Below are 12979 nucleotides of genomic sequence, written 5' to 3' on the forward strand. Positions count from 1 at the left end.
GATGGTGACTACTATGAACGCAGTGGCAAATTCAGACACAGACACAGAACCAGTATCAGCAGGTGATGGTACACCGGAATCGCTCGAGTCGGAGGACCCGCCGGCCGAGCTTTCCAAAGACGAACTATTTCACCTGTTACAGAACCAGCGCCGTCGTCGTGTGCTGTTGTATCTCCAAGACACAGACGGAGAGGTCAGCATGCGCGACATCGCAGAGCAAGTCGCTGCATGGGAAAACGATACGACAGTAGCGGCGCTCGGTTCCAACGAACGCCAACGGGTATACATCGCGCTCTACCAATCACATCTCCCGAAACTCGACGACGCAGGTGTGCTCACATACGACCAACAGCGCGGCATTGTCTCACGAACACAACTGGCTGACCAGCTTGAGGCGTACCTCAACGTTGAGGCATCCCACGAGTCGAACGCCGAAATCGGAACGGAAGCGAATGGAGACGTTGACAATCAACGCATAGCGAACGGCACAAATGAGAACAGTACGACGAACGTAAATCTCGATATCCTCCGGTACTACGGTGCGGCAACGCTTGCCAGTGTACTATCGACAGCCGCGTCGGCTGCCGGACTCATCGCTATGTCTGGGGGTGCCCTCGCGACATTTATCACAGGGCTGTTCGTCGCAGTAACGATTGGTCTAACGATCCAACAACGCAGTCAGGTTGGAAACTAAACCGATCTCGGCTCTATTTTTGGAACCAGACAATCAGTGTACAAGTAGTATCACCAATCTATACTAATATATGTATTATGTCTATGATTTCCTTTTCGGATAGGTATCGAACGCATACATGAATGAATCAAAATATGTTTTTGGCTCTTGATTATAGAATGATATCAAATGTTAGCAAATGTGATTAAAAAGCGCCATTAATACTGCTCTAACTGAACGACTTCCAGACTCCATCGATATATTACACAGAATATATAACAAATATAGTCACCTGTTATTTATCTATTGATGCATCTCGTATTCACCATATCAATGCTAATTAAATGGATTGTATATCGAATATACACTTTCACCCCAGTAGATATTTACACGTGACCAAATATACCCTTCGTAAGTTCCATGATATATTTTCACCTATTAAATACCTGAATGCATCTATTATGAGAATCTGCGTTTTCGTGTGGTATCACCCTTATTCAGTATATAACAAAGACCTGATCCAGTGTACTACTCTGAATAGAGGCGCGAGAATTGCGCGTCGCAGATAATCGGGACAATGTGTGAAGGGATCGCATCTATCGCGGACGATTTCAGAAATGAATCATCATATGAATTTGAACACCTAGAATACTGTTTGTCCCTCCATGAAGCCGTCGGCGACAGAAGTTGTACGCTTGGCAATCGGAATGCTGGACGGCCTTGGGAGCCCTCTGTCACACAATTTGGAGCACCAGTATATCGAACTCATAGCCATTCACTCGATTCGTGCGCAGCGACGATCGCGACGAAACAGCCGCTGTTCCCGAATCGTATAGACGAGATGAGATGAAATTCACAACTGATCCAGCCTACACTGGGGTGCACTCGATTGATTCCGGGTTTCGGTCGAACGTTCGATTTTGGTTTGTATTGGCCTCGTACCACTCCGCAGGTGCCTTCGGCTGCAACAGTAACACCTTTCCGAAGATCGATGAAGCGTGATACAGTCGAATAACCAGCGAGGAGAGGTCCGTGTTGGACCGACGATGAATCGCCAGCTCTTCGGTGTCTTCGGTGACCGAGCCGAATTCTCACGGCTCAGTGCCATCGAACAGTTCGACCACGTCATCGAGGGCGACTCCGCAACAGTGGGAATCCGAGACGTTGGCTACGGTCTCCCGGGACGAACAACGGTGTATGAGAGCGATGATGGTATCTGTCTCATTTGGGGAGAAATCATTCAGGAAACGCCACAACCACCCGCGAAACGACTGCTCGAACGCTACGCTGAAACGGGTAAAAGCGCATTTGACGAACTAAACGGCTCGTATCTCGCATTCGTCGAGCACAAGAACGATGCGCTCCTCATCACAGATCCAATCCGTTCGTGGGAGGCGTTTTATACGGACGCACCAGGGGTTCGAACGTTTGGAACCGACGCCGCGAAAGTCGCACGAACGATTCCCGATCCACAGCTTGATGATCGCACTGTCGCTGAAATCATCCACTTCGGTACCTCGTTCAGTGACTCGACTGTCGTGACTGACCTCAAACGAATTCCCTTTGACGGATACCTTACGCCGGATTCGGTCGGTGAACTCCGTCGGTTTGTCTACCGCCCGAAGGAGTTCGATTACGTCGGAGAACTCGCTACACGGTTACAACGCGCGATCGAGCGGCGGGTCCCACTTCCGGGGCAGAAAGGGCTCTTGTTGGGTCCCGGCTGTGATTCACGAATCGTCCTTTCACAGCATCCAGAGTTGGACGCTGCGTATACAGTCGGATCTTCCTCAACTGCCTGTACTCTTGCTGGCCGCCACGGCGTCGAGTACGCGGCGCTCCCAATTTCGGAACGGTCGCTCGACATTCGGCCAGAAGTCATCCAGTACACGCAGGGCATCCGAGAATCGGTTCACATCCACCATCGAGGAAACACGGATGCAATCGATGCCGACACTATTTACCACGGAACACTGTTTGATACCCTTCTACGCGGCCAGTTCCTCCCTGCTCACGAGGTCGAACTGTTCGGTCGAACCGTCACATTCGATGGTCTTGATCCGAATCCCGACATCACACAACACGTCAAATCACGGTTTGGTTGCGCAGGAGCAGAGTCGATCGTTACTGACGATCGATTTTCCGAGACAGATATCGCGGGCCGACGTCCGAAAGATCTCGTCGAACCGTCGTTCGAGTCGTGCTGGGATCGAACTGATTCGGTGTACAACGCTATCGATCTCTTTTCAATCAAGCAGACACCAACACTCGCATTCCGAACACACCTCGCAGATCACTTCCTTGAAAGCTTCATCGCCGCCGATCGTGATCTCATCGAGTGGCATCTTACGACCCCTCCTGAGTACCGGACGGAGCGAACGTTCCGGGCAGCACTCGAACGCCTTGATGCAACGGTTCTCGGTCCGACGTCGCCAGTCCGGATTCGCTCTCAGCACCATCCGATCGAGGGGTTTCTCGAACGAATTGTCCCAGACCGAGCACCGTTTGGAAATGGATCGTCGTCGACATCGAACCCGTCGGCTGTCGACCTCGATACAATCTATGAAACCGATAGCCTCGATCAGAAGCTCTTTCCCGGCTATGACGAGATACACTCACTTCCTGCACGAGTCAAGCTGCGGATGAATGACCTTATCACATGGATCGAGTATGCTACTGGCGAACCGCGCTATACCCCAGACCAATTGATGTCTTTATTCTGATATGTAAAAACTGCTCGGCGTCTGAGAGTATTACGCCACTCTTGCTGTCACCAAATGTCACTTCCTTAAGTATCAGTGGCGTGTTGCTCGAATCGACAGAAGGAATGAGCGAACCAGAATCATCGAGAGCACACATTGAGCTTGCAGACACAGATGTCGAAGCAGAATGGTCTATTTTCCTTGCTGGGGATTGTATTTATCAAACCGAGATGGCGTCCGAGCCAGTTGGGGATGGAATACAAGATCAAATCGACGAAGCCGATCTTTCACTCGTCAATCTAGAAGCACCTGTTTCTGTCGACAGTGAACCGATCGCAAAATCAGGACCCGCGAAAGCGTCGGCCCCATCCGCACCACGGATGCTCGCATCGGCTGGCTTCGATGTGGCCTGTCTTGCGAACAACCATATTATGGACTTCGGAGCGGATGGGCTTCGGGCAACGGAACAAGCGTGCACCGAGGCAGGGATCGAAACGGTCGGTGCGGGTGAAACCATCGACGAGGCACTTTCTTTGATCACCGCTTCCATCGACAGCCAGACTGTCGCAGTCATTAACGTCTGTGAACGGGAGTTTGGTATCGCTGGCGACGAGCCAGGAACCGCGTGGGTGTCCCATCCCACAGTTGAGGAGCGCATTGAACGCGCGGCTGAGTCGGCTGATATTGTTCTCGTCGTCACACACGGAGGCATCGAGTACGTTTCGTTCCCACCACCAGGACGCCAGCAGACGCTCCGTTCGTTCGTAGAAAGCGGTGCTGATGCCGTTATAGGGCATCATCCACACGTTGCACAAGGGTGGGAGATTTATAATGAAAGTCCGATCGTCTATAGTCTCGGTAACTTCCTCTTTGACCAACCAAACCGCCCAAGCACGAGCTGGGGGCTTACCGTTTCGCTTTCGGGACACGGATCGTCACTCGCTGGACTTCAAATTATCCCGACCGAACAGTACGACGGTCGCGTCCATAAGATGGACGATCCAACCTCACATCTCACATATCTCGGGCAGGTTTCGGACATCACCGCTGAGCGCGAATCGTTGCAGGCACATTGGCAGGAGCTCGCGGTGAGACTGTTCAAACAGCGATATTCGAGCTGGCTTCGGACAGGAACCGCCGCCGGACCGACCCAACTACTCAAAGACCCACGCGCAGCACTCGGGAACGCGTGGGATAGCTCCGAACGACGCACAGAGATGCTCACGCTCTTGAACGTCATTCGAAACGAATCACACCGAGACGTTATCGAGACAGCGCTCGCCGTCGAAGCAGGAGATATCCCCGACAAACGAACACCCGAGATAGAGCGAACGGTTCGTGATCTGCTAGAGTGGACGGAGGACCGACCGGTGTACGACCGACCGTCGTTCCCCGTACGTATCGCACAGACGCTGATGAGACGGCTCGGCTGACCGGCGAATCATCAAATAGTCCCGTCATTCGCAGGGAGATGTCGCAGTCTGTTCGTTGAGCCTAGTGGTGCACAACCACATCGACAGAGGATCAGACACGTTACCTCACAAAGATCAATTTATTTTCGATGAAAACCACACACTTCACAGACGATAATAGCGAAAAGTAACTGACCCGACCTCACCCTACTCAGACCTTCTCTATCAGTATTTTCGAGAACGCTCTGCCGACGCATTTGATCCCATTGATAAAAGACCCTCGTCGGTTGTCGTCGTCGTTGGTACGACTGTTGTCGTCGTCGTCGGTGATTCGGCTGGTGTCGTTGTCGTCGTCGTCGGTGATCCGGCTGGTGTTGTTGTCGTCGTCGGTGATCCGGCTGGTGTCGTTGTCGGCGAGATTGGTGTTACTGGCGTGGTGTTGGTGGTAGTAGTGGTCGTTGTGGTTGAAGTAGTGGTATTGTGAGGTGTCGGTGTTGGTGTCGGTGTTGGTGTCGGAACGGCTGTCTGTGAGGGGGTTGCTGTGGGCGTCGCCTGAGGTGTGTCCGTCGGTTGCGGCGATAAGCCAACAGTAGTGTTGTAGTTCGTTCCGTTGGGCGCCGGTGTCGATGAAGGCGGGCCCTGATCGACAATAGAGCCAAGCACACCATCCTCTGCAGATCCGAGCGGAGTCATAGCAAGCAGTGGGAATCCAGCAGCCATGACAGCACCACTGACGAGTACGATTACTGCTGCGAGTGCGAGTATCAGCTTGATTGCAGACGATCGGCTCTGCTGGTTCCCGAACTGTTCGGACGCCTCAAAGCTCTGTTTGAGTGGCTGTGCGACAGATCCAACCGGGCCAGGGATTTTCACAAGGATTTCAAATACTTCTCCAAGATCAATCGCTCCTGTCGCAATCGCGATGAGAGAGTAGAGAAGGAAGCCTGCCGGTGGGACGATCAACATTGCAATCGGTGTTTCACCGATTATCCCAAGCCATGGTACACCGACATCTGCGACTGTTGTCGAGCCGATTGTGACCGACATAATCCCGATCACGCTGGCGCTCAAGATCGCTGTGGCACTGATTCGTCCCAGTCGCGCTCGCTTGAACGGATTGTAGCCGAGCATCCGTGCGCCCCAGACCTGAAAGAGCGGGAGAGAACCGTATCCGATCGTGGTCGAGAGAGCGGCGCCTGCCATTCCGTAGTGCGGAATGAGTGTATAGTTGAAGGCGAGATTGAGCACAGCTGCCGCCCCTGTCGCCGCGATGAGAACGCCCATGTCACCCTTCGCGTGATTGATCGTCAGTAGCGGCCGTGCAACTGCAAAACCAACAGTTCCAGGTAGGAGGATGAGCAGTGGCACGATCGCCGGTTTCATATCGACGCCGTAGTACATCGGGACGAACACCGGAGCGAGCGCTCCGAGACCGATCGCCAGCAGCAAGATCAGCAATAGGACGTATCGTGTCGCCCGCGTTGCAATATCCTCAATCATCTTGATACGGCCTTTCGCCCAGTGATCGGATGTCGATTGGATCATGAGCGACTGGAGCGAACGTGGAAGGAGCCAAAGGAACTGCACGAGAACGAGCGCTGCGCGGTAATATCCGGTCAGCTCACTGTTAGTGAGAGCACCGAGCATGAGAACGTCGATGTGGTACATCGAGGTCAGTAAGAAGATGTAGATGACCGTATTATGGTTGAAATAGAACAGCTCCTTTCGAGGAAAATCCTTGGGTACCGGTCGGAATATCATTCCAAGTGAGATGTGTTTTGAGATAAAAACAATCGCGATAACGAACACGAGCATGCTGGCAAATATTTGCCCGACGAGCACGCCAGCGACGCCGAATTCGAGTGCCGCGAGTGCGATTGCAGTGACTGAAAATGAGACCTGATAGATGACGTTTAATGGTTCGCCAAGGTGTTCGAGTTTCAGTCCCATCAACGCTCGTCTGACGTATTCGCGGAACTGCGACGCGACGACGAGCAGCGCCAACAAGAAGAAATACGGATTATACTTCGGCTGCAGAATGGCCCCAACGAGTCCAAATTCGGCGGCAAATACGAGCGCGCCCGCTGCAATGAGAGCTAAGATGAGTGCTAGCCGGAAGTAGTATGCGAACACATGATTTTTCCAGTTACTGCCCTCACGTTCCTCCGAGATATACTTACGGACGCCACCGTTGATTCCTGAGCTGACAAGGATGGTCAACAGACCAAATGCTGAGGTCAGCGTTGCGTATTCCCCGTAGGTTGTAACACCGAGAATACGCACCAGTAGCGGTGAGAACGCCGCTTGAACGATCAAAATCGCCACCTGTGAACCGGCGATCGCAGCAAACGCCGTAACCAGATTCCGTTTCACGCGTTGTCCAGTCGAATGTGGGCTGTATGGTTCTCTTTATCGGTTCTCTCCGAGACCCAATCAGCCATGGGTGATGCTATCCAGTAACGCCTGTGTGAAAACGAGGGGGGTCTTAAATACAGTGACATGATATGAAACGAGTTATGTATGTTTCTCAGTGAGGGATAACGCAGATAGGACACATTATTATAAACCATCTAACGTCACCGTTGTATCACTCATCAGTATTTGCGTGCGCCGTACAGGTGGGCCGCGATTGGAATGAATCAGAAATAAATGATGTAACCAGTTAGCCTCAACACTACCAAAACACAACACACTCACTGCTTAACTGTGCTCTTGGATGCAAATAAAACGCACGTAGTTGTAAAGGAAATCACCCGCATCTTTTGCTCAGTTCTTACTCGTCCGATTACTCCACTTCTATTACCCTGAATAAAACCCACTAAAAAGCCATATTTTTTATCTTTATTCCATCATACATAAATTAATCTGATGGATGGTATCCGGATATCAAATAAACTGTTTCAGTTGTCCAGAAACAGTTGTATGTATGTTTATGTGGAGGATAGTAATACCGTAGGGTAACTGAGGGGAAATAGAGATGGACCCAACAATCGGCAGAAGGCAGACGGTGAAGCTGCTGGGCGGTCTCATCGTCACTGGTGGTCTCGCAGGATGTACGAGCGACGAAGCAGGAAACCCAGACCAAACCGAAGGAGCTGGGAACGGGACGACAACATCCAGTAACACTGAGCAACCAACAGCGACGACGGATTCGACTGCGACCGCAACAGCCACGCAGACAGAGAGCGCAACAGAGGAGCCAACCTCAACAGCGACCGAGAAGGAAGAGAGTGGAAAAGGAAAGGCGGTTTCGTTTGCCTCAGACGATGGACGAACCGTTGAAGGAACACTCTACGGAAGCGGCTCCTGTGCGGTGGTTTTCGCACACGGAGTTGGCTTCAAACGAAGTGCCTGGGAACCACAGGCGCTCGAAGTCGCCAACGGTGGCCATGCTGCGCTTACGGTTTCGCTCAATCACGACAACGAGACCGGTGCCGTCAAGACACTCGTCGGTGCCGTCAACTACCTTCGAGAGAAACAGAGTGCAAAAACTGTTGTCGTCGTCGGATCGAGTGCCGGTGCCAATGCAGCAGTGAAAGCGAACACTGTATCTGGGGCAAACATCGACGGGTCAGTCATTATCGCACCCGGACGCGCCGCCGAGTACGCGCCAGATCTCTCTGGAGATCTGCTGTTCGTCGTTGGAGAGGGTGACGAAAGACAGTACGTCGGAACAACCGATGCGATGCATCAGGCAGCACCAAAGCCGAAACGTCTGGAAAAACTTTCGACCGACAAACACGGACAAGAGATCTTCGACACAAATCAAGGATCCAAGCTCACGCAGCTTATCACCGAATTCACCGACACTACGTGTTCCGGGTAGCGTAGGTGTAGGTGTATGAAAATAGCTTCCCCGTAGGCATAGTCCAAACAGTATGGGGAAGTGAATTGTTTTATATCAATATTATTTAATAGATTAGAATGCGGAGTTCGAGCTGGTAACAAACGGGAGTTAGATCGGAGGATAACCAGTACAATACATCAATAGGTGCAAAAAAATGATGTCAGATCAAAGGAAAGAATGATTATGGAGAGGATAACTAAGGGGATGCAAATACTACACTACGATGGCGCCTCCGTTGGAGGTGTCTGACTGCACGGGTCGAAACGGGATAGCGAGAACCTATGTGCCATCGCCACTGCCAGCCACATACCGCTCTCTATCCCGTACTCATCACTATCCATTAAAATAACTAACACATAGACAATGCGAACAATGGTACACTGACATAACATATTATTCTCATTCACACAGCTAGTTATAAATAAGTATCACTAAGATAATTAAGTCTGGATCAATAGTATATCAATTGACGCATGGAAAAACGAGACGGTCGGCGTAAACGATCACGGAAGAGAAATCGGCGCCGAAGCGGACCCCGAAGTCGCGACAATTTAGTTAACAATAAACGGCTCTTGCAAGGTGGTTTAGTCCTCGCTGGTATTCTCCTTTTCATCATAGGAATGGTAATTACACTTATGGGTGGGTTTTCGCCATCAAACAGCTCCCCGAACACAACAGAGACCGATCAACCAACCGCCACGTCAACACCGACGCCGGAACCAACCGAAACGCAAACAGCAACGGAAACAGCAACACAGACGACCACTGAGGCACAAACGGTAACAGAAACAATTACCGAAGGACAAACAGTAACGGAGACGACAACTGAAGCAGCCACCCCAACGCCGTCCGCGACACCAACACAGTCCGAGACGACAACGCCGACGCCGACTCCAACTCCATCGACGACACCGACTCCATCCGCGACGACAACACAGTCTGAGACGCCAACGCCAACCCCGGTCGCCACGATTCCTCCCGAACCAGAGGAGGGTAATTCTACCGACCTGCTATCGATGCCGGCGCAGTAGGAATACTAACTTGTGATTTCCAGCAACGTTGAGGGGACGAGCGAGCCGAGAGTCGAAATATGACTGGGGAGAATGCACGAAGCAAGACCCCTCCTTTGGTTTCGCTCACACACCGCTTTTGATGAGCGAGACATCAACTCCGTTCGATAGACACGTTAGTATATAAGTAGACCATACACAGTTTCGTGAACACAGTCGACCAGACCGACATGAAGGCCGCCGTGCTCGTCTCGGGAGGGATGGACAGCGCCACAGCCGTGTACGAGGCTATCGACCAAGGGTATACGCCCTACATTCTGCACGTCTCCTACGGTCAGCAAACAGTATCGAAAGAGTACGAATGCGCTCAGGCGCTCGCTGAAACGGTCGCTATTGATGACTTTTTGCACTTACAAGCAGACCATCTCGCTACGATTGGTGCATCGAGCCTTACCGATGATACGATGGCAGTTCCGGATGCAGAGATGGACTCCGAAACGGTACCATCGACGTACGTACCATTCCGAAACGCGAATTTGCTCTCAATAGCAGTCTCTTACGCGGAAGGAGTGGAATGCGATGCGATCTTCATCGGCGCTCACAGCGAGGACTTTTCTGGATATCCAGACTGTCGTCCTGCGTTTTTCGAGGCATTTCAGCACATGATCGATGTCGGGACAAAACCTGATACCGAGATTGATCTCCGTGCGCCCTTTGTCGAATGGTCGAAAACCGACATCGTCGAACGAGGAATCGAACTCGGCGTCCCGTTCGATAAAACGTGGAGCTGTTATCGTGACACAGCACCCGCTTGTGGGACCTGCGATGCCTGTGCATTCCGGCTGCAAGCATTCCAGCAAACCGGTGTTCGTGATCCAATCGACTACGCAGAACGGCCGACATACGCGGAGTAATCATTAAAAGAATCAGTCAGTAGAACGAATTGAGAAGCCTCAAGCTCGTTCAGTCACCGGAAATTCCGGAGCGAAGGAGTAGAACCGACCGCGATTTTCGATGTTAAATTACGCGTATTCTGCGAACGATAGCGTGTAATGACCACCACCACTGAAGGCATCAATATTCACGTAGAGCTCGTTGGATACGTCGGGATCCTCAATCGTGATCGTCTCGTGGCTGTTGTTCGATCGGGATGAGAAATCATACTGATCGGAAGTCGGGAAGGAATCTTTACCCTCTGTAACATAGAGATCGAAATCGGCATCCGACGGACCACTCAACCGAAGCACGATCTTACTCGGATCCTCATAACCCCACGTATAGGAGATATAATCCGTATCGCGGTGGTTTTGAAGCGAATGGTCGACCTCTGTAGTGATGAAGTCAATATTCTCTCGCCCACTATCGCTGTCACTATCAGAACCAGAATCAGAGCCAGAGCCGGATCCAGAGTCAGAACCAGAATTAGAGCCAGAGCCGGATCCAGAGTCAGAACCAGAACCAGAACCAGAACTGGATCCGGGTCGGGTTGTAACTGCTTTTCCGGCGTCGATCCGACCTGCGCCTTGCTGTTCGCTCTGGAGACCGATATCGCTCGCGGTGTTCCTGAGATGGGTCCGTAGTTCTTCGTTGGTAAGGTCCCACTTAGCGAGTGTGAGGCCCGCAACACCTGCAACGACGGGTGAAGCCATCGACGTCCCGGAGGCCGATTTGTATCCGTCGTCAGTCCACGTCGAGAGGACGTTTGTGCCGGGGGCGGCCAATTCGATTTTGTCGCTGTAGTTAGAGTACTGCGCTATCGACCCATCGGGATTGAGCGCTGATACTGCTAGACATTCGTCGTAGCCAGCCGGGTACGACGTCTCGTTGCGTCCGTTGTTGCCAGCAGCGACGACGACAAGCGCACCCTTTGAGGTCGCGTACGAGACGGCGTTCTTCATCGTTTGAGAGTGACCACCGCCGCCCAGAGAGAGGTTGATTACGTCCGCTCCTTGATCGGCCGACCACTCGATTGCATCTGCAATATCCGATACAGCTCCCCATCCGGATCCGTTCAACGCCCGAGCCGAGAGGATGGTTGAGTTCCCAACACCAGACACGCCACTGTTGTTGTCGACACTTGCAGCAGCGATGCCAGCGACGTGGGTCCCGTGTGGCTCCTTGGACAGACTTTTCGGATACGGATCGCTGTCGTTGCCAAGGAAGTCCCGACCACGGTCGCTAGCCATGTTCTGTTCCAAATCCGGATGGTCGTATTTCACACCCTGATCGACTACAGCGATGGTCACATCAGAACTTCCAAGGGTCTCGTCCCATGCAGTCGGTGCATTAATCTCTTCAGCAGCGTACTGCTCGTCGAACTGAGGATCGTTCGGACGGAACTGAGCTTGGTACGTTTCGTTTTTCTCGACGTATTTGACCGGTCCGGTGTCGTCGATCGCCTTCGATAAGGACTGGTGTGTACGCGCGCAGGTGTTCTCATCATCAGGGAGTTCGATGGCAGCGTAGCCAAGGGTTCCGTTCTCGTGAACCACACTCGCCTCTCCTGGGAGGTGTGTTTCGACTTCCGACTGAGTACCGTCCGTGCTCACACTCACACCGACGATCCATTCTTTTGACTTCGGTCCCGGTTCGCGACCGGGAGTCGCCGAGGCGACTCCGGGAACGCCAGCCATCCCCGCGAGTCCGCTCAATCGGAGGAACATCCGTCGGTCGAGTCCCGAACGATCGTGCATATTCTGAATGGAAGGATAACCAATAATACGTTAAATCTTGCTATATCGGCAGACCAAGCACAACAAATAGATATTTTTTATTATCTAAGATGTATGGAGATATCTATACTCTGGACACTATGTGGATACACCTGTCGAAATCGTAGCCAGAAACGGCTTTCAGTGCTGACGAATAGTGACGGGCATGAACAGTCTATTGCGGTGGTTTGGCGGCGACGATCGCTCTCGCGTCGGATTATTCGTTGACGGACCGAACGTGCTTCGAACGGAGTTTGATGTTGATCTCGATGACGTTCGAACGGCCGCAATAGAACACGGTCGACCGGTATTAACGCGTTTGTACGTCGACGAGCACGCAACTCCCGGGCTAATTCAGGCCGCAGAGGCGCGCGGATTCGAAATCATAGTGACGAGTGGCGATGTCGACGTGAAACTCGCAGTTGATGCCGTCTCAGCCGCCGTCCGCAACGAATTCGATTTGCTCGCAATCGTCTCGCGCGACATGGACTTCAAGCCCGTTCTCGAAACAGCAGCCAGACACGGCCTCCAGACACTCGCTATCGCGCCCGGAACGCACGGCCGATCCGATGGGCTACAGAACGCGGCGCACGATGCCATCACGCTCGAATGAAACCGGGCTTT

General features: G+C 52.2%; 9 protein-coding genes. 7 read left to right on the forward strand and 2 right to left on the reverse strand.

The window, feature by feature from the left end:
• Positions 1–13 precede the first annotated feature (13 nt).
• The 3 genes from MW898_RS10150 (at position 14) to MW898_RS10160 (ending at position 4808) form a co-directional block, all read left to right on the forward strand.
• The gene (locus MW898_RS10150; protein WP_264383045.1) at positions 14–694 is read left to right on the forward strand and encodes a DUF7344 domain-containing protein; all 681 of its coding nucleotides are present in this window, start codon (positions 14–16) and stop codon (positions 692–694) included.
• A gap of 977 nt (positions 695–1671) precedes the next feature.
• A complete protein-coding gene (locus MW898_RS10155; protein ID WP_248906888.1) occupies positions 1672–3396 on the forward strand; it encodes an asparagine synthetase B family protein in 1725 nt (574 codons plus the stop codon).
• Positions 3397–3500: 104 nt separating this feature from the next.
• The gene (locus MW898_RS10160) at positions 3501–4808 is read left to right on the forward strand and encodes a CapA family protein (RefSeq protein ID WP_248906890.1); all 1308 of its coding nucleotides are present in this window, start codon (positions 3501–3503) and stop codon (positions 4806–4808) included.
• 204 nt (positions 4809–5012) lie between these two features.
• On the opposite strand, the gene MW898_RS10165 is transcribed toward MW898_RS10160, so the two are convergent.
• Complete coding sequence (locus MW898_RS10165; RefSeq protein ID WP_248906892.1) at positions 5013–7160, reverse strand: oligosaccharide flippase family protein; 2148 nt, start codon at positions 7158–7160, stop codon at positions 5013–5015.
• A gap of 604 nt (positions 7161–7764) precedes the next feature.
• Between MW898_RS10165 and MW898_RS10170 the strand changes: the two genes are divergently transcribed.
• From MW898_RS10170 to queC, 3 genes are all read left to right on the forward strand, one after another.
• A complete protein-coding gene (locus MW898_RS10170; protein ID WP_248906894.1) occupies positions 7765–8613 on the forward strand; it encodes an alpha/beta hydrolase family protein in 849 nt (282 codons plus the stop codon).
• 656 nt (positions 8614–9269) lie between these two features.
• Entirely contained in the window at positions 9270–9665 is a 396-nt protein-coding gene (locus tag MW898_RS10175; protein WP_248906897.1) for a hypothetical protein, read from the forward strand.
• Between the two features lie 209 nt (positions 9666–9874).
• The gene (gene queC / locus MW898_RS10180; RefSeq protein WP_248909746.1) at positions 9875–10558 is read left to right on the forward strand and encodes a 7-cyano-7-deazaguanine synthase QueC; all 684 of its coding nucleotides are present in this window, start codon (positions 9875–9877) and stop codon (positions 10556–10558) included.
• Positions 10559–10666: 108 nt separating this feature from the next.
• On the opposite strand, the gene MW898_RS10185 is transcribed toward queC, so the two are convergent.
• Entirely contained in the window at positions 10667–12337 is a 1671-nt protein-coding gene (locus tag MW898_RS10185) for a S8 family peptidase (RefSeq protein WP_248906898.1), read from the reverse strand.
• A 184-nt stretch (positions 12338–12521) separates the two neighbouring features.
• On the opposite strand from MW898_RS10185, the gene MW898_RS10190 reads away from it, so the two are divergent.
• On the forward strand, positions 12522–12968 hold the full coding sequence (locus MW898_RS10190; RefSeq protein ID WP_248906901.1) for an NYN domain-containing protein: 447 nt from the start codon (positions 12522–12524) through the stop codon (positions 12966–12968).
• The last annotated feature ends 11 nt before the right edge of the window (positions 12969–12979 follow it).

Origin of the sequence: Halocatena marina (genome assembly GCF_023276375.1) — an archaeon.
In the GTDB taxonomy this organism is placed as follows: domain Archaea; phylum Halobacteriota; class Halobacteria; order Halobacteriales; family Haloarculaceae; genus Halocatena; species Halocatena marina.

Excerpts from the sequence above, each read along its gene's own strand:
- MW898_RS10190 (WP_248906901.1), top strand. The coding sequence starts at position 12,522 with ATGAACAGTCTATTGCGGTGGTTTGGCGGCGACGATCGCTCTCGCGTC.
- queC (WP_248909746.1), top strand. The coding sequence starts at position 9,875 with ATGAAGGCCGCCGTGCTCGTCTCGGGAGGGATGGACAGCGCCACAGCC.
- MW898_RS10170 (WP_248906894.1), top strand. The coding sequence starts at position 7,765 with ATGGACCCAACAATCGGCAGAAGGCAGACGGTGAAGCTGCTGGGCGGT.
- MW898_RS10175 (WP_248906897.1), top strand. The coding sequence starts at position 9,270 with ATGGGTGGGTTTTCGCCATCAAACAGCTCCCCGAACACAACAGAGACC.
- MW898_RS10160 (WP_248906890.1), top strand. The coding sequence starts at position 3,501 with ATGAGCGAACCAGAATCATCGAGAGCACACATTGAGCTTGCAGACACA.
- MW898_RS10150 (WP_264383045.1), top strand. The coding sequence starts at position 14 with ATGAACGCAGTGGCAAATTCAGACACAGACACAGAACCAGTATCAGCA.
- MW898_RS10185 (WP_248906898.1), bottom strand. The coding sequence starts at position 12,337 with ATGCACGATCGTTCGGGACTCGACCGACGGATGTTCCTCCGATTGAGC.